This is a genomic window from Amycolatopsis sp. NPDC051106 (assembly GCF_040682775.1).
Classification (GTDB): Bacteria; Actinomycetota; Actinomycetes; order Mycobacteriales; family Pseudonocardiaceae; genus Amycolatopsis.
In genome coordinates, this window is the sequence record NZ_JBFBBQ010000046.1 from 13057 (window position 1) to 34555 (window position 21499).

Below are 21499 nucleotides of genomic sequence, written 5' to 3' on the forward strand. Positions count from 1 at the left end.
TGGTGTCGCTTCTTCCGGCGTAATCTCTGTCGTTCTGGGCGCGATCCGGGCTCGACCGATCAGAGGCGGCGACCGTACGGCATGGATGCGGACAGTCCGCTCAGCTGTGACCTGTCCGAACTGCAAGGGGCGACGATCGTCCGCCCGGCGGGTGTGCTGGACATCCGCACCTATCCGGTCCTGCGCGACGCACTACTCAAGTGCGCGGCCGATCAGCCTCGCGCGGTGATCGTCGACCTCGGTCAGCTCGAGATCACCAGCGACTACCTCGCCAGCGTGTTCATCACGGTGTGGCTGCGCGTCACGCAGTGGTCGTCGATGCGGCTGGTGGTGGTTCCCGGGGCGGCGCACGGAACGCTGTCGTGGCCCGGCCCGATGCGGCGCTTCGTCGCGGTCGAGCCCACCGTGCTCGCCGCGCTGGACAACCTCGGCGAGCCGCCGCCCCGCCGCCGCGCCGAATTGTGGTTGCCGTCCTCGCCGCGAAGCGTCCCCGCGGCGACGCGGTTCGTCACCGACACCTGCGGCAACTGGGACATCGAGGCGCTGACGGCGCCGGCCGCGACCGTGGCCGGCGAACTGGTGGAAAACGCCGCCGAACACGCCCGGTCACCGGCACGCCTGCGCCTCGAACTGCGGCAGGGCCGGCTGACCGTCGCGGTCGCCGACGACGACTCCCGGCCCGTCTCACTGCCCCGGCCGGGCCCGCGGACGCCGGAACCGCGCAGCGGGCTGCGGCTCGTCGCCCACCTGGCGCACGCGGCCGGCTGGTCCCGGACGCACTCCGGCGGCAAGGTGGTCTGGGCCGTGCTCCGGCTGCCCCGCGCGCCTCGATGATCACCCCGCGCGGCGGATCACGGGGTTCCCACCGCGCCGAAGACCCGGGTGAGGCTTTCTTCGGTGTCGGCGCCGACCTTTTCGAACACGACCTTCGCGATCGGCGCGCCCAGTTTCGCGGCGCCCTGGAACTCGATCGTGGCGTGGTAGGTGAGGGTGCTGCCGCTGCCCGCCGCGGTGACGCCGATGTCGTCGGTCGTGGTGGCGGTGTCGTTGCGGCCGCTGAACACGACGCGTCCCGGTTCCAGGCGGGTGAGCTCGTAGGTCAGCTCGGTCTGCACCCCACCGATCTTCGAGACGTTGCGCCAGCGGGCACCCACCTCGATCGGCCCGGCCCCCAGCCGGTCGCACGAGCGGGTGCCGGGATCCCACTCGGTCGCGTTGCCGAAGTCCTTCAGGTAGTCCACGACTTCGTGCGGCGCGGCGGCGACGGTGAACGTGCGGGTGACTTCGACCACGAGCGGACCTTCTTTCCGTGACGGTCGGACACTGCGTTTCCTCGACGGATACCCGGGCTTCTGCCACCCAAACCGTTGCATAACCGTTGCACTGGTCACCCGTCGGTGCTGTTTGCCGCCCCGTCCGTGCCGGGTAAGCCCGAACTGGCCGGGAGTCGCCCGGAACAGCCGAACTTTTGCCGAGGAGGCCGAAAATGGCTGCAGTAGCGCACTACATCGAGGTCGAAGCCCCCGCCCAGGCGTGTTATGACTGGTGGCGGCCGCTGACCCGGCTGCCGCAGGTCTTTTCCGACGTCAAGTCGGTCGAGGCCGTGGACGGTGACGCCACCCGCACCCGCTGGAAGGTCGACGGGCCGGCCGGGACGTCGGTGGAGTGGGAAGCCCGCATCGTCGACGACGCGCCGCCGCACAAGATCGCGTGGACCACGGTGGACGATGCCGATCCCGACGTGAAGAACTCCGGCGTCGTCCGCTTCGACGACCAGGGCAACGGCCGCACCGGCGTCGAGATCTCCCTGGACTACTCGCCGCCGGCCGGAAAGCTCGGCGAAGCGGTCGCTTCGCTGCTGGCCGACCCGCAGAAGAAGGTCGAGCGTGCCGCCGCCGAGTTCAAGACGGTCATCGAAGCCCGCTGACGCGTGAACCCCGGTCGCCGGCGGCGGCCGGGGTTCAGTCCCGGAACCGGCAGACGGTGACCGGCTCCCACGGCCCGCCGAGGTAACGCCAGACCGCGATGCCCGTGGCCCGCGCCGTCGCCGGGCCGAAGTTCCCCCGCACCGCCCGCATCGTGGCCGCCGCGACGTGGGCATCGACCTTGTTCTGGATGGTGACGTGCGGCCGCAGGGGCTGCCGGTCCTGCGGCGTCAGCCACGGCCGCCAGCGGTCGCGGAGCGTCGCGTGCAGGTCCGGTAGTTCCGGCGCGGAGACCGCGAGCGCGACCCCGCGGCCGAGAGAGCGAACCCCGGCCACCGCCAGGGAGAACGCCGGCGTGCCCCCGGCGACGTCGGAGCAGTCGGCGAGCACCGGGCCGGCGAACTCGCCCGGGAGGGCGTGGAAGAGCGTCAGATGGGCCCCGACGACCAGCCGCCCGGGCGGGAACCAGGTGCGGCGCACCGCGTCCCAGGCGTCCTGCGTGTCCTGGTCGACGGTCAGCGTGACCACGAGCGGCGACGCGGTCACCGGTCGATCGCGTCCAGGCAGTACCGCAGCAGGCGTCCGGGCTCCCCGGGCGCCGGGCGGGTGCCGGGCAGCAGGTGCGCGGGCCGCTGCCGCCGGTCGTGCCAGAACCGTCCCGACGGCGGCGCGGGCCGGGTCGCGGCCAGCCACACCGCGGTGTCGGCGCCTTCCGCCGGAGACCGCAGAGCCGGGCCGACGAGCCGGCGGAAGGCCGGGAGCGAGCCGGCCAGCCCCGGGGTGTCCGCCCAGCCGGGGTGCAGGCTGTGCACGGCGATGCCGTCGGCCCGCCAGCGCTCGGCCAGCAGCGGCGTGAGCTCGACCTGCATGCGTTTGGTGCGCGCGTACGCGGTGGCGCCGCGATAAGTCCCTTGCCGGTACTCGGGATCGGCGACGGCGAGGGACTGCGTGTACATCCCGCCGGACGACATCAGGAGGACGCGCGCACCGCCGGGAACGCGCAGCGCGGACCCCAGCAGCTCGGTCAGCAGGAGCGGCCCGAGCACGTGAGTGGCCAGTGTGAGCTCGTGCCCGTCCACGCTTTCCTCGCGCTTCGGCGGCAGCACCCCGGCGTTGTGCACGAGCACGTCCACGCGGGGCTCCCGGGTCGCGAACTCGCGCACCGAGGCGAAGTCGGCGACATCGCACCGCGCGACCCGGGCCTGCGCACCCGGCACGGCCGCGCGGATCCGGGCGAGGGCCGCCTCGCCCCGGCCGAGGTCGCGCACCACGAGCACCACCTCGGCGCCCACGCGGGCCAGTCCGGTCGCCGTGGCCTCGCCGAGGCCGGCACTCGCCCCCGTCACGAGCGCGACGCGGCCGTGCAGGGCGTCGGGGGCGGGGTCGTCGTCCGGCCAGCTCCGCCGGCGCAGCGCGTAGCCGAGGCGTGTGTAGCCGGCGACGACGGACCGGTCGAGCAGCGTGTCCACCAGCGTCGACGGCTTCACGTCAGTTCAGCACCACGATCGCGGCGTTGAGCGCCGTCGCGAACGAGGTCCAGGCCAGGTAGGGCACCTGCAGGCCGGCGGCGACCGGCGAACGGCGGCGGAAGACGAGCAGGGTGGCGACGATGGCGGCGTCGAGGACCACGATCTCGATCAGCGCCACGGTGTAGGCACCGGCGGCGAAGAACAGCGGTGTCCACGCCGCGTTGAGCACCAGCCCGGCGGCGTACCAGGCGAACTCCCGCCGGGTTCCGCCGGCGCGCCAGTACAGCCAGCCGGACACGGCGATCAAGACGTAGAAGACCGTCCACACCGGACCGAACAACCAGGACGGCGGGGCCCACGACGGCTGGTTCAGCGCGATGTAGACAGCGCGCGACCGCGTGGCGGCGAGGCTGCCGACCACGGCGACGGCGGCCACCACGGCGAGGAAACCGGCCAGGACGACCGGAGCCGGGGCGGAGCGGTGCACGGTCGTCATGCCGGCGCCCACCTTTCGATGCAAATACGATCCACAGGGGGCCGAGCGTAACTTCGCCGCGGCCGGGGCGCAGCTTCAGCGCCGTGGCCCGGCAACGAAAATGGCCGGCCGAGGGGGTGCGGTGCACCACGTCGGCCGGCCATTTCGTCACTTCCCGGAAAGGTGACTCACTCCGGGGGCGGCGGCGGTCCGGCCGGCGCCTTGCGGGGCATCAGAGCGACGATCGGGATGCTGAGCGCGGTCACGGCCAGCACGACGATCAGGGTCACGGTCATCGCGTGGGCCATCCCCGAGCCGGCGGCGGCCTGGAAGAAGATCGACGTGACCACGGCCGAGCCGATCGCCGAAGCGAGCTGCTGGATCGAGCTGAGCGAACCGCTGGCGCTGCCGGCTTCTTCCGGCTTCGCGTCGCCGAGGGCGACCGTGGGGATCGTGGCGAAGCTGAAGCCGATGCCGACCCCGATGACGAGCAGCGCCGGGGCCAGCGCCCACAGGCTGACGTCCGTGCCGTAGGCCGCGACGAGGGCCAGGACCCAGCCGCACCCGACGACGGCGACGGTCAGGCCGATGAAGACGAGCCGGCGGCCCAGCTTGGCGACCAGTCCGCCCATGGCCGCGAACCCGGCGGCGATGAGCCCCAGGGTGAGCGGCACCAGGCCGAGCGACGTGGTCCGGGCACTGGCGTGCAGACCTTCCTGCAGGAACAGCGACAGCACGAAGATCAGGCCGGTGCCGGCGGCGAACGCGACCAGGCCGACGAGCATGCCGGAGGTGAAACCCCGGTTCTTCAGGAGCGACGGCATGATGAGCGGGTCGGCCGCCGTGCGCTGGCGGTAGGCGAAGGCGACGAAGAACAGGACGCCGACGACGATCGAGACGATGGCGATCGCGCCCCAGCCGTTGGTCGAGCCCTCGATCAGGCCGTACAGCAGCCCGAGCATCGTCACCGCGAGCAGGCCGGAACCCCAGCCGTCGACGACGGTGGACCGGTCGCCGTCGTCGTCACGCGGCAGGACCTTGGCGGCCACGATCAGCCCGATGATGCCGAGCACGAGGTTCAGGAGGAAAATCGGGCGCCAGGTCAGGCCGAAAATGTCGGCGCTGATGATGAATCCGGCCAGCACCGGACCGGCCACACTGGAAATACCGAGCACCGGGCCGAACAGGCCGAACGCTTTGCCGAGCATTTCCCGGTCGAAATTCTTCGTCATGATCGCCATGCCCTGCGGAATCAGCAGGGCGCCGAACGCTCCCTGCGCGACCCGGGCGACGATGAGCAGAGCCGGGTCGGGCGCGAACCCGGCGACCGCCGACGCGAGGGTGAACCCGGCCACGCCGAGCAGGAAGAGCTTGCGCTGGCCGAACTTGTCACCCAGCCGCCCGCCGACGACGAGCAGGACACCCATGGCGAGCATGTACGCCGGGCCCAACCACTTGATCAGGCTCTCCCCGCCGCCGAGCTCGGCGGCGATGGTCGGAGCGGCGATGTTCGTGACTGTTGCATCGATCACGTCGAGGGCGTCGGCAAGCAGCACCACCCCCAGGATCGCCCACATCAGGCGGCTGGAGCGGCTTGTGGCGACCGCGCCCGGCTCCTTCACGGTTGTCATGAGGAACGTCCTTCTCGGCTCTGTCGGGGCGCCCCTTCTGGGCGACCTCTCATCCGTACTACGAACACCCCTGACTCGATCCGACACCGCATTCGAAAGAATTTCCGGAACGTCAGGTGCGCGTTCGTCTGACACACTCACGACGACACCGGCGAGCCAATGGCGGCCCGGAGACGTCGATCTCGAGCAGGGCAGGTGTTCATCGTTCCGAAGGACGTCGGGCACTGCACCTTCGAAGTTGCGCAAGTTGTACGCGCTGCACTCGCCGATGAGCTGGCTGTAGCCGACATTTCCGGCACTCGCGGGCCGGCGGTGCGCGGATTCCGGCGCAATTCCGAGCTGTTTCAGCTGATCGCGACGGCGGGACAGGCTCACGGCGATAGTCGCGTGATCCGAGCTACCCCAGCTGGTCGCGACGACGGGTCAGATACGCAGTCTCAGCGGTGTTCCCAGCCAACTCGATGGCCCGGCCATAAGCCACCCGCGCCTGCCAGCTCCGCCCGCCCGGCGCAACAACACAGCACGGGAGGAGGCGTGAAAGCAACCGGCCAAGGTGTACCCCGATTCCGACACCGGGCCGACCACCCGCGAGCGTGAGTCCCAGCTACCCCAGCTGGTCGCGACGACGAGTCAGATAAGCAGTCTCGGCGGTGTTCCCAGCCAACTCGATGGCCCGGCCGTAAGCCACCCGCGCCTGATCGTCCCGGCCCGCCCGCCGCAGCAGCTCCGCGCGGGTCGCGTGAAAAGCGTGGTACCCCGCCAAAGTGTCCTCGAGCCGGTCCACGGCGGACAGTGCCACCTCCGGGCCGTCGAGCTCGGCGACCGCGATCGCCCGGTTGAGGGCGATCGTCGGGGAGGGGTCGATGCCGACGAGCTGGTCGTAGAGGGCGAGGACCTGCGACCAGTCGGTGTCGCCGATGTCGCCGGCGGAGGTGTGCACGGCGTTGATCGCCGCGAGGATCTGGTAGCGGCCCGGAGCGACCCCGGCGGCGGCCGCGGCGAGCCGCTCGCGCACCAGCCGGTGGCCCTCGGCGATCAGCGTCGCGTCCCACGCCCGGCGGTTCTGCTCGGCCAGGGGAACCAGCTCACCGGCGGCCGAGAGCCGGGCCGGGCGGCGGGCCTCGGTGAGCAGCATCAGCGCCAGTAGCCCGGCCACCTCGCCGTCGTCCGGCAGGAGGGCACGGATCACGCGGGTGAGCCGGATCGCCTCGGCGGTCAGGTCGTGCCGCACCGGGTCGGTGTCGGGGCCGGTCGCCAGGTAACCCTCGTTGAACACCAGGAACAGCACGGCGAGCACGCCGGAGACGCGTTCCGGGAGATCCTCGGCGGACGGCACGCGATAGGGGATGCGCGCCGCTTTGATCTTGGCTTTCGCGCGGGTGATCCGCTGCCCCATGGTGCTTTCGGCCACCAGGAAGGCGCGGGCGATCTCGGGCATGGTCAGGCCGCCGACCATCCGCAACGTCAGCGCCAGGCGGGCTTCCATCGCCAGCGCCGGGTGGCAGCAGGTGAAGATCAACCGGAGCCGGTCGTCGTCGACGGCGCCGAGCGGTTCGGGCGGGCTGTCGTCGTGCGCCAGCCCGGCTTCCTTGTGCTTGTCGTCGCGCTTGCTCTCGCGCCGGAGCCGGTCGATGGCCTTGCGCTGGGCGGTCGTGGTCAGCCAGGCGCCGGGGTTGGGCGGCACGCCGTCGGCCGGCCACCGCTCGACGGCGGTCGCGAACGCCTCCGCGGCGGCTTCCTCGGCGATGTCGAGATCGCCGAAGCGCCGGGCCAAGGCGGCGACCACGCGGGCCCACTCTTCGCGGTGAGCGCGGGTGACGGCCTCGCCGACGTCGGCCACGCTCATTCGCCCAGGACCGGCCGGACCTCGACCTTCCGGTTGCAGGCCGCCGAACCCTCGGTCGCGAGCTTGACCGCGACGTCGAACGAGGGTGCTTCGATGATCCAGAACCCGGCGAGGTACTCCTTCGACTCCAGGAACGGACCGTCGGTGATCACCGCCTGCTTGCCCCGGTTGTCGATGACGGTGGCGTTGTCGGGTGTTCCGAGCCCGCCGGCGAAGACCCAGTTGCCGCCGGCCTTGAGCCGGTCGTTGAACTCGTCGATCGCCGCCTCCTCGTCCGGGTCGGCGAGGCTCGGCCGGTCGTGGACCACGGAAAGCAGGAACTGCATCCGGAACATCTCCTCTGGAGTCGGGACCGCGGTCAGGATGCCACTGCCCGGCACCCGCCGCTCGCCCGCCCCGGTGGGCGTTCCGGACGGTTCGGCACCGTCCGGAACGCCCAACGAATCAGGTGGCGACGAACTGCACGTGCCACTCGCCGCCGCCGTAGGGCGGCGCGAAGACACCGAGGTCGCCCTCGAACGGCGCCGGCTTCCACGGGCCGAGCACCCGCAGCTGGCAGGTGCCGACCGGCATGTCCTTGAAGGTCGCGTAGCCGCTGGCGTCGGTCCGGGCGTAGGCGCGGATGGTGCCGCCCTCGAGGAGCACCAGGTTGCGGTTGGCCAGGCCTTCGCCGGCGTCCAGCGTGCTGTTGCCGTTCTTGTCGAGCCAAACCTGTCCGTGGGAGTCGGCCCGCATGCCGGGCACCTTGGCGGTGACGGAGATGTACGGGGCACCACCGGTGTGGCCGTCACCGGCGGTGCAGTCGAGCCCGGTCGTACAGCACGCCCGCGACCCGCTCGGTGCCCCGCGCCATCGGCAGGGTGACCCGCTGGATGTTGTCGCTGTAGTCGACGTCCTGCCCGGTGTACACCTCGACGTGCACGACCGGGTCGCCGGAGAACGTGCCCAGCTGCCCGGTCAGGTGGAAGGTCCGGGTCTCCCCCTGCGCGACGGGCGCGCCGGTCCCGCCGTCCGCGAGGTCACCCCATCGGCCCCGGTCGATCCACAGCGGCGTCCCGGACTCCGTGTAGGCGGTGCCGAACGTCCCGAAGGCGACGGCGTCCCCGATGTTGCTCACCGTCACGTCGAGTGCGACGGTGTCGCCGGACAGCCGGCGGTCCTGCTGCGCGACCACGGTGACCTCGAGGTTCGGGCCGGAGGCGGCCGACGCGGGCGCGGCCTTGTGGGTTGTCCGGACGAATCCAGGACCGGTCCGGACGCCCGGGGAGGGCGGAACGTTCCGCGGGAGCGGTACGGCAACCTTTCCCGCGCTTCGAGCGTTCCGGGCACCCGAGGACCCTCCCGGCCCAGCGCCGTCCTCAGTGGACGGTGCGCGAAGGACGGCTCAGTCCGGGAGGCCGGCGCCGATGCCGTCGAGGAGGAAGCCGAGGCCGGTCCGGAAGGTCTCGTCGGCGTCCAGGTGGGCCGCGTCGCGGACGACCGTCTCCAGCGCGGGGAACCGGCCGGTCGCGAACATGCGCTCGAGGTAGGGCCCGTAGGCGGCCTGCCACTGCCGCTGGTTCATCCCGGAGGCTCGTTCGGCGCGCCGCTCGGCGGTCTCCCGGCGCACCGTGCCGATCACGTACGCGTCGACCGCGGTGACCACCGGCATGACGATGTCCACGTCGACGTCGCCCAGCGCGGCCAGCACGGCTTCGCCCCTGGCCAGCGCGTTCGGCCCGAGCTGGGGCCGGCCGCCGATCAGGTCGGCCATCCATTCGTGCCGGTGCACGGCGCGCCGGGTCAGCTCGGCGACCGAGGTGAGCACCTCCCGCCAGCCGTCGCCGGCCGGCCGGATCTCGGCGTACACCGCGTCGACCATCAGGTCGAGCAGCTCTTCCTTGGTGCCGATGTAGCCGTACAGCCGCATCGGCCCGACGTCCAGCGCGGCGGCGACCTTGCGCAGCGACACGGCTTCCAGGCCGTGCGCGTCGGCCAGCCCGAGCGCCGCCCGGACGATCCGCTCCCGGCTCAGCGGGGCCGGCACCGGTCGTTCCGGCGGCTCCGGCCGTTCCCACACCACCATGCCGGTGACAGTACAACGCATCCTTCGATACACTGTATTTGGCAATACACCGTATCGAAGGGGGAACCATGGCGATCGCCATCGTCGGAGCCGGGCTGGGCGGCCTCGCCCTCGCCCGGGTGCTGCACGTGAAGGGCATCGACGCCGTCGTGTACGAACGCGAGCCGGCACGCGGCGCGCGCGGTCAGGGCGGCATGCTCGACATCCACTCCGGGCAACGGGCGCTGCGCGAAGCCGGCCTGCTCGACCAGTTCTTCGCGATCGCCCGTGGTGAAGGCCAGGACATGCGGCTCCTGGAGCCGGACGGCACTCTCTTGCTCCAGGAGGACACGCCGGACGACGCCCCGCTACTGCGCCCCGAGGTCGACCGCGCCGATCTGCGCGCCCTGCTGCTGGATTCCCTGCCCGGTGACGTGGTGCGCTGGGGACACGCGTTCGCCTCCGCCGGTGACGGCCTGGTGCACTTCGCCGACGGCGGCAGCGCGCCGTACGACCTGCTGGTCGGTGCGGACGGCGCGCAGTCCCGGGTCCGCGCGCTGCTCACCGACGCCCGCCCGGAGCACCTCGGCCAGAACGTCGTCGAGATCGGCATCCCCGACATCGACCGCACGCACCCCGACCTGGCGGCGATGGTCGGGCGCGGCAACTACTGGGTGCTCGGCGACGGGAAATCCCTTTCGGCGCAACGCAACGGCGACGGCCGCGTCCGCATCGGCCTCAGCTTCTACCACACCGGCGAAGACTGGTTCGCCACCAGCGGGATCCCGTTCGACGACCCGGCCGCCGCCCGCGCGCGGCTGATCGAGCTGCTCGACGGCTGGGACCCGCGGTTCACCGCGCTGATCGCGGCCTGCGACGACGTGGTCGTGCCGCGGTCGCTCGCCACGCTGCCGATCGGGCTGACCTGGCCGTCGAAGCCGGACGTCACCCTGATCGGCGACGCCGCGCACCTGATGCCGCCGGTGGGCGAGGGCGCGAACATGGCGTTGCTGGACGGCGCCCTGCTCGGCCTCGCGCTGGCCGCGCACCCGGACGACTTCGCCGCCGCCGTCGAGGAGTACGAAAGCGAAATGTTCGAACGCACCGGTGCCGCCGCCCGGATGTCCGCGAAGATGCAGGAACTGCTGATGTCGCCGGACGCCGCGCAGCGATTGCTCGCGTTCTTCCAACCCGGCTGACACCCGGCTGGGGTCCCCCCTATTCGCGACGCCGATTCGGCCGCCACCGTGCCGGAATCCGCCGGGCCGCTGGTAAAACCGGAAGGACGGCCTACGGTTCGACGTGGGCCGTCCGACCGATCGCGGAAGGGGGCCAGATGACCGGCGGCAACGTCTTGCGGCTCGACGTCACCGGCCAGGACGTGCACGGAGAGGGCCGGCTCCTGCGCGCCGAAGGCCCGGCCGGGCTCGTGGAACTGCCCGGCGGCGTCCCGGCGTGGGCGGTCGCGGACGCGGCCACCCTGCGCAAGCTCCTCACCGACCCCCGCGTGTCGAAGGATCCCCGCGCGCACTGGACCGCCTTGCGCGAAGGGCGGATCGGCGAAGACTGGCCCCTGCTGATCTGGGTTTCGGTGCGCAACATGTTCACCACCTACGGCGCCGACCACCGGCGGCTGCGGGCGCTGGTGTCCAAGGCCTTCACCCCGCGTCAGGTGGACGCCATGCGGCCGGACATCGAGCAGCTCACGACGGAGCTGCTCGACCGGCTCGAGCACTCGGGCGCGCACGGGGAGCCGGTCGACCTGCGCGAGGAGTTCGCCTACCCGCTGCCGGTCGAAGTGATCTGCCGGCTCTTCGGCGTGCCGCCCGGCCGCCGGGACGCGATGCGCTCGGCCGTGGACACCATCTTCGACACGACCGTCACCGCCGAACAGGCGCAGGCGAACTCACTCGAGCTGTACGAGCTCATGCGCGGCCTGGTCGCCGACAAGACCGCGCACCCCGCCGACGACCTCACCAGCGCCCTGATCACCGCGCGGGCCGAGGACGCCACCCGGCTCGACGCGGACGAGCTCGTCGACACGCTCATCCTCATGCTCACGGCGGGCCACGAAACCACCGTCAACCTGCTCGACCACGCGGTCACCGCCCTGCTGACCCACCCCGCGCAGCTCGCCGCGGTCCGGCGCGGGGAGCACACCTGGGCCGAGGTCATCGAGGAAACGCTGCGCTGGCAGGCACCGGTGCCGTACCTGCCGTTGCGGTACGCGGTCGAAGACATCGCCCTGGACGACGGCACGATCATCGGCAAGGGCGAAGCGATCCTCGCGGCCTACGCGGCGGCGGGCCGGGACCCGGCCGAGCACGGCGACACGGCGGACGAGTTCGACCTGTCCCGCGAGGACAAGCAGCACCTGGCCTTCGGGCACGGCGTGCACTTCTGCCTGGGCGCTCCGCTGGCCCGCCTCGAAGCCGCCATCGCCCTGCCCGCGCTGTTCGCCCGGTTCCCGGAGCTTCGGCTGGCCGTGGAGCCGGCGGAGCTGGCCACCGTCCCGTCGTTCCTGTCCAACGGCCACACCGCGATCCCGGCGTTGCTCGGCAGGGAAAAGCCGTGACCTGACGCTCGGCGCGGGCCGGTGGTCGCGCCGGAGTCAGTCGCGGCTTGCGTCGCGGGCCCGGTCGATCGCCGGCATGTGCTCCTCCGCCCAGCAACGCAGGGCGGCGAGCGGCACCTCGAGCGAGCACCCCAGGTCGGTGAGGCGGTAGTGGACCTTCGGCGGCACCGTCGGCTCGACCCGGCGCGCCACCAGGCCGTCGCGGGTGAGGCTCTGCAGCGTCACCGACAACATCTTCTGCGACACCCCCGGCATCCGCCGCTGCAGCTCCGCGAACCGGACCTCGTCCGGGCCGGCGTCGGCCAGCACCTTGACCACCATCGACGTCCACTTCGTGCCGATCCGGTCCAGCAGCCGGCGGGTCGGGCACGCCGGGTCGAAGAGGTCGCCGCGCGTGCCCTGGGGCGAGGGGGTCACCTGGAGCTCACCACCTGTCGGGAAAGTGCCGTCTTGGCCGGTCCACAGTCGTTACCTACCGTTAGCCACTAACCAATGGTAACCACCCAGGAGAACCCACGTGCGCGAACACCGGATCACCGCGAACGGCATCGACGTCAACGTCGCCATCGGCGGCCGCGGACCCGCCCTCCTGCTGCTGCACGGCTTCCCGCACACCTGGCGCGTCTGGACCGCGGTCCTCCCGCACCTGACCCCGCACCACCGCGTCATCGCCCCGGACCTGCGCGGCCTCGGCGCGACCACCCGCGCCGACGGCGGTTACGACGCCGCCACCCTCGCCGAGGACGCCGAAGCCCTCCTCGACGCCCTCGGCGAACCGGTCGCGACGGTCGCCGGCATCGACGCGGGTACCCCGCCCGCCTTTTTGCTCGCCCTGCGCCGGCCCGAGCGGGTCCGCCGGCTCGTCCTCATGGAGTCCCTGCTCGGCCGCCTCCCCGGCGCGGAGGACTTCCTCGCCGGCGGGCCGCCGTGGTGGTTCGGGTTCCACGCGGTCCCCGGCCTCGCCGAGACGGTCCTGACCGGGCACGAGGACGGCTACATCGGCTGGTTCCTCGACGCCGGCACCCGCCGGGGCGTGCCCGCCGAGCTCCGGGAGCACTTCGTCGCCGCCTACACCGGCCGTGACGCGCTGCGGTCCGCGTTCGCCCACTACCGCGCGATGCCCGAGAGCGCGCGGCAGATCTCGGAGGCGGTGGCGGCCGCCCGGCTCACGGTGCCCACCACGGCGGTCGGCGCCCACCCGGTGGGCGACGCCCTCGCGCGCCAGCTGCGCCCGCTGACCGACGTCCTCGAATCCCACGTCCTCGACGACTGCGGTCACATCATCCCGCTGGACCGCCCGGACGCCTTGGTGCCGTTGCTGAGGTCCGGCAGCTGATCAGGTTCGCGGTCGCGGTGCGCCGGCTCCCGCTCAGCCGGCTGTGCGGGTGAAAGTCACGTGCGTGACGCCGCTCGGTGACGACGTCGCCTCGACCTGGAAGTCCTTCTCCAGGCCCTCCAGCCCGTCCCACAGGCGCACGCCCCGGCCGAGCAGGATCGGGACGATCACGACGTGCAGGTGGTCGACGAGCCCGGCCTCGAGGAACTCGCGGATCGTCGTGGCGCCGCCGCCGAGGCGGATGTCCTTGCCCTGCGCGGCTTCGCGGGCGACGTCGAGCGCCTCGGCCGGGGACGCGTCGAGGAAGTGGAACGTCGTGCCGCCCTCCATCTCGATCGGCGGGCGCACGTGGTGGGTCAGCACGAACACCGGCGTGTGGAACGGCGGGTTCGGGCCCCACGCCCCCCGCCACTCCGGGTCCTCATGCCACCCGGGGTGCCCGAACTTCCCGGCGCCCATGATCTCGGCGCCGATCCCCGGGTCGTGCTGCCGGATGAAGGCGTCGTCGACGCCGCCGCTGCCGCCGGCCTGCCACCACCCCGTGGTGAACATCCACTCGTGCAGCCGGTCCCCCGCGTGCCCGAAGTGGGCCTCGGCGGTCTGGCCCTCACCGGTGCCGAAGCCGTCGAGGGAGACGGCGAAGTTGTGGACGCGGACGAGTGTCATGGTTTCTGCTCCTCAAGAGATTGTGTGCCCCTGAGCCTGCAGTGGATCGGCCCCTCCGTCCAATGCCGATGGTGATGCCGATCCATAGATAGGGTCGATGCATGCTGGACGTCACCCGACTGCGGGTCATCGACGCGCTCGCGCGGTTCGGCTCGGTCACCGCGGCGGCGAAGGAGCTGCACTACACGCAGCCGACCGTCAGCCACCACCTCGCCCGGCTCGAAGCCGAGACCGGCGCGCAGCTGCTGCAGCGGGCCGGGCGCGGGATCCGGCTCACGCCGGCCGGGCAGCTGCTGGCGTCCCGGGCGGCCGAGATCCTCGGGCGGATCGACGCCGCCGACGCCGAGCTGTCCGCCCACGTCGGGCTGAGCGCCGGCCGGGTGCGCGTGGCCAGCTTCTCGTCCGTGATCGGCTCGCTCATCCCGCGGGCGGTGGCCGCGCTGACGGCCCGGCACCCCGGCCTGCGGATCGGCCTGACCGACACGGAACCACCGGAAGCGCTGGAACTGCTGCGCACCGGCAAGATCGACGTCGCGATCATCTTCCGCTACGACGACACCGAGCCCGAACCGCCGGACGTCCGCCTGCACCACCTGCTCGACGATCCGCTGTACCTGCTGTCCACCAGCCCCGGGCAGACGCTGCCGGCCCTGCGCGACGCCACCTGGATCGCCGGCTGCGACCGGTGCCGGGGCCACCTGCTGTCGCTGTGCGCCGAGCAGGGTTTCGAACCCCGGATCGGTTACACCTCCGACGACATGGTCGTCATGCAGGCACTGGTCGTCGCCGGGCTGGGCGTGACGACGAGCCCCGGCCTGGCCTTGCGCGCCCACCGTGCCGACGGCATCGAGGCGAGCGAGCTACCGGGATCGCACCAGCACATCTACGCGGCGACGTACGGCGAACCGCCCGATCCGCCCGCCACCACCGCTCTCCTCGCCGCGCTGACCGAAGCCGCGGCGGCCGTATGACGAGATTCGTTCAAAGCGTGGTGATCTTGGGGCTGCCTTCGAGGTAGGTCACGAGGTTCGCGGGCGAGTACGCCATCGCCGTGTGCCGGTCGTGCGCGCTGGACGCCAGAGACTCCGACGGCGCGTCCGCCTGGCCGATCGGCCGGTCCGCCGAGCCGAACAACCGGAAGAACACGCTGAGGGAGTTGTGCAGTTTCCCTTCCGGGTTCGCGCCGGCCGGGTCGCCGAACGCGCCCGGGTCGAAGTCCAGGCCGCACCGGGCCGCCCGGTCCGCCAGCCAGCGCAGGGCGATGTCCGCCAGGTCGCGCTCCCGGTACCCGCCCCCGACGTCGGAATGCGCGCCGGTGAACCAGACCTGCTCCCGTTCCTGGTTCCGCTCCGCGGGTTTGGCCGAGGGCTGCCACACGGCCGGGACGTAGGACCTGCGGTGTTCGTCGATGGCCAGCGCCTGGAAGGCCGACTGCACGGTCGAGCTCAGCGTCATGTCGTGGAACTGCCAGCGCCGGTTGATCCGGTGCAGCAACCGGCCGCCGCTCAGCGGGATGCCCAGCGCGCCGACCGTGTCCCAGACCCCGATGAACCGCACGGGCGTCACGTTCTCGTGGGCGTGCTCTTCGCGGAACCGGACGGCCGCGGGACTGTCCGGGCCGGTCGCCGCGTCACGGTCCCGGTACAGCCGGTACGCCTCGTCGATCAGGCCGGCGTGCTCGGGGCGCAGGACGCCGCAGTTGCGGAGGAAGCCCACCGTGCTGCGCGCGGTGTAGGCGCCGCGGCTGAACCCGAAGAAGAACAGTTCGTCCCCGGGCACGTAGTTCTCGACGAGGAACCGGTAGGCGTCCCGCACGGCGGCCGACAGGCCCCAGCCGAACGCTCCGCCGGCGAGGTGCCCCACCAGCGGCAGGCCGGCGCCGACCCCCTTGAGGTAGCAGGTCGGCTGGCGCACGCCGTCCGCGCCCTCGCCGGGCACGGCGTCCCACACCCGCGCGACGTTCGTCCGAGCCGGCTGTTTGAGGGAGTTCCAGGTCCCGTCGCAGCAGATCACCAGTCGTTTCTTCATTCCGCCTCCCGGCCCGCCGGACACGCGTGAGTCGCATCCGGACAGTCGCCCGTTACGCCGGGCAGCGGCTTTCCGGGTCGGCGGGTTTCCGGTGATCGCCCGCCGGTCACTCGAACCGGACTCGCCCCCAGGGCACGGCTTCCGAGCCCGGCGGCCGGTGGGGCCGACGGCGACGGGCCGGCCCACCCGAAGGTGAGCCGACCCGTCATCGCGGAGGCGCGCGTCAGCCGCGGAGCAGCGCGAGGATCTGGTTCAGCAAGTCGACCAGCGCCTGCAGGTTGGTCAGCGGGCCCGGGTCGAGCAGGCCGGCGATCGCGCACAGCAGGTTGCCGAGCAGGTTGCCGGGGCCGGACTCCGCCGTGATGTTCAGGTGGACGCGGTCGAGGTGCACGACCAGGCCGAGCAGGTCGAGGTCGAGCGGCCCGAGCACCAGGTCGAGGATCTCGCAGGACGCCGCCGCGACGCCGACCGGCACGGTCACCGCACGCGACTCCGTACCGGCCGCCTGGCCCGCGGAATCCGTCAGCGTCACGTCGGCGACGCCGTTGGCCAGCAGGGTGGTGCCGTCCGCGACGAAGTCCGTCGGGGTGAAGGTGCCGGCCGCCGTGCCGGTGCCACCGGCCGCGTCGGTGAACGTGCCGGTGATCGGGGTGGACAGCGCCGGGATCGCCGGAGCCGCCGGGGCCGGGGCGGCGGACGCCGGGCTGGTGAAGAGGGCGACCATCGCGGTCACGAGGATCGCGACGACCGCCGCGATGCCGGTCTTCCGGACTCTCATGGTGAACTCCTTCCGAGGAGGAACGGGACGCTCCAGGGATCCACCGAAATGGCTCCGGGAAACGCGAAGAACCGAAAAACCCGGAGTGGGCAATCTCAACTGATCGAGATCGGTTCCCGCCGTAACCGATCCGGCGCCGGCTCGTTTGCGCGCCGCGACGCGCGAGCGGGATTTTCCTTACCGTAGCACGTTTATCGAGCTCGTCGACGTCCGGACCATGGACAAAGGACTGTCCATTCAGAACTACTGTGACAGACCCGAAGAAATGTTCTCATACGCCGGTTGAACCGAATGCACGACCGGTGCCACCCCCGAATGCCGGAAAGCGATCACCCGTGATTCCTGCGTCACCCCAGGCCGTGTCAGCCGCCGTGTCAGCGCGGTGGCCGCCGGGTGTCAGCCCGCCCGGCGACAGTGGTTCCCGTCCCCACCACCGGGGGCACCGACCGCAGGAGAACACGATGCAGACCTTCGCCACCCCCGCCGCGATCACCGCCACCCTCGACTTCGCCGCCGGCCGCGTCCGGCTCGTCGCGACCGACCGCGCCGACACCACCGTCGACGTCCGCCCCGCCGACCCCGGCAAGAACCGCGACGTCAAGGCCGCCGGGCAGACCACCGTCAGCTACACCGACGGCGTCCTGCGGGTCCACACCCCGCAGGGCCGGAACCAGTACTTCGGCCCGTCGGGCTCGATCGAGGTCACCGTCGGGCTGCCCACCGGGTCCCGCGTCGAGGCCACCACCGCCGGCGCCGAACTCGACGGCACCGGCCGCCTCGGCGAGGTCACCTTCACCGGCGCGTACCGCCACATCAAGCTCGCCGAAGCCGCGAGCGTCCACCTCACCGCCACCGACGGCGACGTCGAGATCGGCCGCCTCGGCGGTCCGGCCGAGATCAGCACCGCCCGCGGCGACATCCGCATCGGCGAAGCCGCCACCGGGCTGGTCACGCTGACCACCCAGGCCGGCAGCATCACCGTCGGCGCGGCCGCCGGCGTCTCGGCTTCCCTGGACGCCGGCACGACCTACGGCCGCATCGACAACACCCTGAAGAACAACGGCACCGCCGAACTCTCGATCCGCGCCACCACCAGCCAGGGCGACATCGTCGCCCACAGCCTCTGACCGGCCGGTGACGAAAGGGACATCGGGGGCAGGTGACGAGCTGAAGGGGCCTGGCATCGCAGGCGAGGAAGGGCCCCTTCAGCTCAGCGGGCACCGCCGGCTCCGTCCACTATGCTCGGTGGCCGTGCCGCGTCGAGGTCGTGCTCCGGGCGCCACCGGGCCCGTGCTCGGACGGGCGCTGCGGGTGCTCGGCGCCTTCACCCCGGACCGGCCCGCCTTGCGGCTCGGCGAGATCGCGCGCCGGGCCGGGATGCCCACCGCCACCGCGCACCGGCTCCTGCGGGAGTTCTGCGAGTGGGGTGCGCTCGAACGCGACGAATCCGGCGTCTACCGCGTGGGGCTGCGGCTGTGGGAGCTCGGGTCGCTCGCGCCGCGGGGGCTGGGGCTGCGCGAGCGGGCCCTGCCGTTCCTCGAGGACCTCTCCCAGATCACCCGCGAGAACGTGCAGCTCGCCGTCCGCGAAGGCACCGAAGTCGTCTACATCGAGCGGATCGCCGGAACCGGGGCCGTGCCCGTGCTGACCCGCGTCGGCGGGCGGTTCGCGCTCACCGCGACCGGGGTCGGGCTCGTCCTGCTCGCCCACGCGCCCGCCGAGGTGCAGGAGGACGTCCTGCGCAACCCGATCGAGCGGTACACCCCGGAGACCGTCACCGACCCGGACCGGCTGCGGCACATGCTCGCCGACGTGCGCACCCACGGCTTCTCCACCAGCGAACGCCAGGTGACCCTCGACAGCCTCTCGGTCGGCGCGCCGATCCACGACGCGCGCGGCCAGGTCGTCGCCGCCGTGTCGCTCGTCGTGCGGTACGGCAGCGCGTCGCCGCACGCGCTGGCCCCGCTGGTCATGACCAGCGCCCGCGCGATCTCGCGCGCGCTCGGCTGAACTTTCCATCTTATGGAAACGCCCTTCGTGGGCGCCGGGGCGTTCCCGCACGCTGTGAGCCCCGCCACGAGAGGACGAAACCGATGAGCGCCATTCCCCGCGACCAGTGGTACGTCGCCGCGTACGGCTCCGAGATCGGCCAGGACCTGTTCAGCCGCACCGTCTGCGGGGAACCGATCCTGTTCTGGCGGACCCGCGACGGCGGCGTCACCGCGATGGCCGACCGCTGCGTGCACCGCCGGTTCCCGCTGTCGCAGGCCCCGTCCCGGCTCGTCGACGACCAGGTCGTCTGCGGCTACCACGGCTTCACCTACGGCGTCGACGGCAAGTGCGTGTCCGTGCCCGGCCAGAACCGGGTGCCGCGCACCGCCCGGCTGCGGAGCTATCCCCTGGTGGAACAGGACTCCTTCGTCTGGGTGTTCATCGGCGACCCGGAGAAGGCGGACGTCGCGAAGATCCCGCGCGCGCCCTACCTCGACTCCCCCGGCTACACGACGGTCGCCGGGATGGAGCCGCTGAAGGCGCGGTACTCGCTGCTGGTCGACAACCTGCTGGACCTTTCGCACGAGACCTACCTGCACGGCGGCTACATCGGCACGCCGGAGGTCGCCGAAACGCCGATCACGACGGAGGTCGACGACGAGGCCGGGATCGTCTACGTGTCCCGGCACATGGCCGACGCGGCGTGCCCGCCCTTCTACGCCAAGTCCACCGGGCTGCAGGGCCGGATCACGCGCTGGCAGGACATCGAGTACACGCCGCCGTGCCTCTACAAGCTGCACAGCCGCATCGCGCCGGTCGGCTCGGTGCCGAACCCGGACGGCAGCGACCCGGACGCTTTCCACGTCGAGGTCGTCTACGCGATCACTCCCGAGACCGAAAACTCGACGCACGACTTCTGGGCGGTGGCCCGGGACTTCGCCCTCGACGACGACGGCGTTTCGGCCTTCCTCGCGGAGAACAACCGCACGGTCGTCCTCCAGGACGTCGAAGCGCTCGACGTCCTGGAGCGGGTGATAGCCGCCGAACCGGAGGGCTACCAGGAGCTTTCGGTCAACATCGACACCGGCGGCCTCGCGGCGCGCCGGCTGCTGCAACGGCTGGTCACGTCGTGACGCGGCCGATGCTCACCGGCGACCACGTCCACCGGATCCACTGGGTGCTGGGCACCGACCGGCTGCGCGCGGTCTGCCACTGCGGGGCCGAGCGCGAGTTCGACGACCCGGTGGCGCTCTGGGACTGGCTGCTGGCCCATCCCGAAGGGCACGGAGCATGACACTCGAACTGGTGGTGGCGGACAAGGAAAAGCTCGCCGACGGCGTCGTCCGGCTGACGCTCCGGGCACCGGACGGGCAGCCGCTGCCGTCCTGGGAACCGGGGGCGCACGTCGATCTGCGGCTGCCCGGCGACGTCGTCCGGCAGTACTCGCTGTGCGGCCGGCCCGGCGACCCTTCGGCGTACCACGTCGCGGTCCTGCGCGAGCCCGGCGGCCGGGGCGGGTCGGCGTACGTGCACGACGAACTCGGTGCCGGGCAACGGATCGAGGTCGACGGGCCGCGCAACCACTTCACGCTCGTCGACGCCAAGCGCTACCTGTTCGTCGCCGGCGGCATCGGCATCACGCCGATCCTGCCGATGCTCGACGCGGTCGCCGGAACGGGCCGCGAGTGGCAGCTCCTCTACGGCGGCCGGACGCGGTCCTCGATGGCCTTCACCGCCGAACTGGCCCGCCACGGAGACCGGGTGACGATCCGGCCGCAGGACGAACACGGGCTGCTCGACCTGGCCGCGCTGCTGGCCGAGCCGCGGCCGGACACCGCGGTGTACTGCTGCGGCCCGGAACCGCTGCTGGCGGCGGTGGAAGAACACTGCGCCGGCTGGCCCGAAGGCGCCCTGCGCGTCGAGCGGTTCGCTCCGGTCGAGGACGACGGCCCGCGCACCGCGTTCGAGGTCGAACTCGCCGGCTCGGGCCGCGTCCTGGCGGTCCCGGCGGACCGCTCGATCCTGGAGGTGGTGGAGGAGTCGGGGGTCCCGGTGCTGTCCTCGTGCCAGGAAGGCACGTGCGGCACCTGCGAAACCGGCGTCCTGGGCGGCACCCCGGACCACCGCGACTCGGTGCTGACCGCGGCGGAACGGCGGGAGAACGAGGTGATGATGATCTGCGTGTCGCGTTCGTGCTCACCGCGGCTCGTGCTCGACCTCTGATCACCGCTCCGGACGGGCGCACCGGGCTCGCGGCGGGGAAGATGGCGGGGTGACGAAGGGACCACTCCGATGACCGACCTGTGGCACCAGCCGCTGCGGCACATCCGCGGCGCGGACCTGACCGGCGACACGAACCAGACGAGCGGGATGAAGCGCCTGGAGGCGATCTCCGGGAAGACGGTGGGCTCGTCGAAGGTCTGGATGGGCGAGACGCACGTCGCGCCGGTGACGAACTCGGGCGACCACCACCACGGCGAGGCGGAGACGGCGATCTACGTCAAGTCGGGCCACCCGGTGTTCGTCTTCGCCGACGGCGACGAGGAGGTGCGCATCGAAGCGGGACCCGGGGACTACATCTTCGTGCCGCCGTACGTCCCGCACCGCGAGGAGAACCCGACGGACGAAGAGGCCGTGGTGATCATCGCGCGCAGCAGCCAGGAGGGGATCGTCGTCAACCTGCCGAGCCTGTGGGCGCCGGTCGAGGTGCCCGGGGACTGACCGGTGCCGCTCG

At 72.0% G+C, this 21499-nt stretch carries 26 protein-coding genes; 12 read left to right on the top strand and 14 right to left on the bottom strand.

The annotated features are described in order from the left end of the window. Positions 1-81 precede the first annotated feature (81 nt). Complete coding sequence (locus AB0M83_RS29470; protein ID WP_364521652.1) at positions 82-834, top strand: ATP-binding protein; 753 nt, start codon at positions 82-84, stop codon at positions 832-834. Between the two features lie 17 nt (positions 835-851). Here AB0M83_RS29470 and AB0M83_RS29475 read toward each other — a convergent pair whose 3' ends face one another. Continuing rightward, the gene (locus AB0M83_RS29475) at positions 852-1292 is read right to left on the bottom strand and encodes an SRPBCC family protein (RefSeq protein ID WP_364521653.1); all 441 of its coding nucleotides are present in this window, start codon (positions 1290-1292) and stop codon (positions 852-854) included. A gap of 194 nt (positions 1293-1486) precedes the next feature. Here AB0M83_RS29475 and AB0M83_RS29480 point away from each other — a divergent pair, with 194 nt between their 5' ends. After that, a complete protein-coding gene (locus AB0M83_RS29480) occupies positions 1487-1927 on the top strand; it encodes an SRPBCC family protein (protein ID WP_364521654.1) in 441 nt (146 codons plus the stop codon). Positions 1928-1961: 34 nt separating this feature from the next. On the opposite strand, the gene AB0M83_RS29485 is transcribed toward AB0M83_RS29480, so the two are convergent. The 9 genes from AB0M83_RS29485 to AB0M83_RS29525 form a co-directional block, all read right to left on the bottom strand. Further along, a complete protein-coding gene (locus AB0M83_RS29485; protein ID WP_364521655.1) occupies positions 1962-2471 on the bottom strand; it encodes a 2'-5' RNA ligase family protein in 510 nt (169 codons plus the stop codon). Then, positions 2468-3412 carry an SDR family NAD(P)-dependent oxidoreductase gene (locus AB0M83_RS29490; protein ID WP_364521656.1) on the bottom strand — a complete coding sequence of 315 codons (945 nt, stop codon included), beginning with the start codon at positions 3410-3412 and terminating at the stop codon, positions 2468-2470. The genes AB0M83_RS29485 and AB0M83_RS29490 overlap by 4 nt, the downstream gene beginning before the upstream one ends. 1 nt (position 3413) lies before the next feature. After that, on the bottom strand, positions 3414-3890 hold the full coding sequence (locus AB0M83_RS29495) for a TspO/MBR family protein (RefSeq protein ID WP_364521657.1): 477 nt from the start codon (positions 3888-3890) through the stop codon (positions 3414-3416). A 167-nt stretch (positions 3891-4057) separates the two neighbouring features. Beyond that, a complete protein-coding gene (locus AB0M83_RS29500) occupies positions 4058-5500 on the bottom strand; it encodes an MFS transporter (protein WP_364521658.1) in 1443 nt (480 codons plus the stop codon). 604 nt (positions 5501-6104) lie between these two features. Further along, positions 6105-7340: a DUF6596 domain-containing protein gene (locus AB0M83_RS29505; protein WP_364521719.1), complete on the bottom strand. Its 1236-nt coding sequence runs from the start codon at positions 7338-7340 to the stop codon at positions 6105-6107. Positions 7341-7342: 2 nt separating this feature from the next. Next, a complete protein-coding gene (locus AB0M83_RS29510) occupies positions 7343-7672 on the bottom strand; it encodes a YciI family protein (protein WP_364521721.1) in 330 nt (109 codons plus the stop codon). A 118-nt stretch (positions 7673-7790) separates the two neighbouring features. After that, the gene (locus AB0M83_RS29515) at positions 7791-8081 is read right to left on the bottom strand and encodes a hypothetical protein (protein WP_364521659.1); all 291 of its coding nucleotides are present in this window, start codon (positions 8079-8081) and stop codon (positions 7791-7793) included. Positions 8082-8133: 52 nt separating this feature from the next. Further along, complete coding sequence (locus tag AB0M83_RS29520) at positions 8134-8520, bottom strand: hypothetical protein (RefSeq protein ID WP_364521660.1); 387 nt, start codon at positions 8518-8520, stop codon at positions 8134-8136. A 210-nt stretch (positions 8521-8730) separates the two neighbouring features. Beyond that, positions 8731-9411 (bottom strand): TetR/AcrR family transcriptional regulator C-terminal domain-containing protein, encoded by a 681-nt coding sequence (locus tag AB0M83_RS29525; protein WP_364521661.1) that lies wholly within the window; start codon positions 9409-9411, stop codon positions 8731-8733. A gap of 68 nt (positions 9412-9479) precedes the next feature. On the opposite strand from AB0M83_RS29525, the gene AB0M83_RS29530 reads away from it, so the two are divergent. Beyond that, complete coding sequence (locus AB0M83_RS29530; protein WP_364521662.1) at positions 9480-10589, top strand: FAD-dependent monooxygenase; 1110 nt, start codon at positions 9480-9482, stop codon at positions 10587-10589. Positions 10590-10726: 137 nt separating this feature from the next. Next, on the top strand, positions 10727-11965 hold the full coding sequence (locus tag AB0M83_RS29535; protein ID WP_364521663.1) for a cytochrome P450: 1239 nt from the start codon (positions 10727-10729) through the stop codon (positions 11963-11965). 36 nt (positions 11966-12001) lie between these two features. Here the strand turns inward: AB0M83_RS29535 and AB0M83_RS29540 are convergent, their stop codons facing one another. Next, entirely contained in the window at positions 12002-12382 is a 381-nt protein-coding gene (locus AB0M83_RS29540) for a helix-turn-helix domain-containing protein (protein WP_364521664.1), read from the bottom strand. Positions 12383-12482: 100 nt separating this feature from the next. Between AB0M83_RS29540 and AB0M83_RS29545 the strand changes: the two genes are divergently transcribed. Then, the gene (locus AB0M83_RS29545; protein WP_364521665.1) at positions 12483-13301 is read left to right on the top strand and encodes an alpha/beta hydrolase; all 819 of its coding nucleotides are present in this window, start codon (positions 12483-12485) and stop codon (positions 13299-13301) included. 33 nt (positions 13302-13334) lie between these two features. Here the strand turns inward: AB0M83_RS29545 and AB0M83_RS29550 are convergent, their stop codons facing one another. Continuing rightward, positions 13335-13967 carry a dihydrofolate reductase family protein gene (locus AB0M83_RS29550; protein WP_364521666.1) on the bottom strand — a complete coding sequence of 211 codons (633 nt, stop codon included), beginning with the start codon at positions 13965-13967 and terminating at the stop codon, positions 13335-13337. A gap of 101 nt (positions 13968-14068) precedes the next feature. On the opposite strand from AB0M83_RS29550, the gene AB0M83_RS29555 reads away from it, so the two are divergent. Further along, positions 14069-14938, top strand: a complete 870-nt coding sequence (locus AB0M83_RS29555) for a LysR family transcriptional regulator (RefSeq protein ID WP_364521667.1) — start codon at positions 14069-14071, stop codon at positions 14936-14938. Between the two features lie 10 nt (positions 14939-14948). Here AB0M83_RS29555 and AB0M83_RS29560 read toward each other — a convergent pair whose 3' ends face one another. Continuing rightward, positions 14949-15995, bottom strand: a complete 1047-nt coding sequence (locus tag AB0M83_RS29560; protein ID WP_364521668.1) for a DUF2235 domain-containing protein — start codon at positions 15993-15995, stop codon at positions 14949-14951. A gap of 223 nt (positions 15996-16218) precedes the next feature. Further along, the gene (locus tag AB0M83_RS29565) at positions 16219-16773 is read right to left on the bottom strand and encodes a hypothetical protein (protein ID WP_364521669.1); all 555 of its coding nucleotides are present in this window, start codon (positions 16771-16773) and stop codon (positions 16219-16221) included. A gap of 461 nt (positions 16774-17234) precedes the next feature. Between AB0M83_RS29565 and AB0M83_RS29570 the strand changes: the two genes are divergently transcribed. The 6 genes from AB0M83_RS29570 to AB0M83_RS29595 all read left to right on the top strand — a co-directional run bounded on the left by AB0M83_RS29570 (position 17235) and on the right by AB0M83_RS29595 (position 21486). Further along, positions 17235-17900, top strand: a complete 666-nt coding sequence (locus AB0M83_RS29570; RefSeq protein WP_364521670.1) for a DUF4097 family beta strand repeat-containing protein — start codon at positions 17235-17237, stop codon at positions 17898-17900. A 124-nt stretch (positions 17901-18024) separates the two neighbouring features. Next, on the top strand, positions 18025-18783 hold the full coding sequence (locus AB0M83_RS29575; RefSeq protein ID WP_364521671.1) for an IclR family transcriptional regulator: 759 nt from the start codon (positions 18025-18027) through the stop codon (positions 18781-18783). Between the two features lie 83 nt (positions 18784-18866). Beyond that, positions 18867-19898: an aromatic ring-hydroxylating dioxygenase subunit alpha gene (locus AB0M83_RS29580; protein WP_364521673.1), complete on the top strand. Its 1032-nt coding sequence runs from the start codon at positions 18867-18869 to the stop codon at positions 19896-19898. Beyond that, positions 19895-20059 carry a hypothetical protein gene (locus AB0M83_RS29585; protein WP_364521674.1) on the top strand — a complete coding sequence of 55 codons (165 nt, stop codon included), beginning with the start codon at positions 19895-19897 and terminating at the stop codon, positions 20057-20059. The genes AB0M83_RS29580 and AB0M83_RS29585 overlap by 4 nt, the downstream gene beginning before the upstream one ends. Continuing rightward, positions 20056-20988 (top strand): PDR/VanB family oxidoreductase, encoded by a 933-nt coding sequence (locus AB0M83_RS29590; RefSeq protein ID WP_364521675.1) that lies wholly within the window; start codon positions 20056-20058, stop codon positions 20986-20988. The genes AB0M83_RS29585 and AB0M83_RS29590 overlap by 4 nt, the downstream gene beginning before the upstream one ends. A 69-nt stretch (positions 20989-21057) precedes the next feature. Continuing rightward, positions 21058-21486: a cupin domain-containing protein gene (locus AB0M83_RS29595; protein ID WP_364521676.1), complete on the top strand. Its 429-nt coding sequence runs from the start codon at positions 21058-21060 to the stop codon at positions 21484-21486. Positions 21487-21499 lie beyond the last annotated feature (13 nt).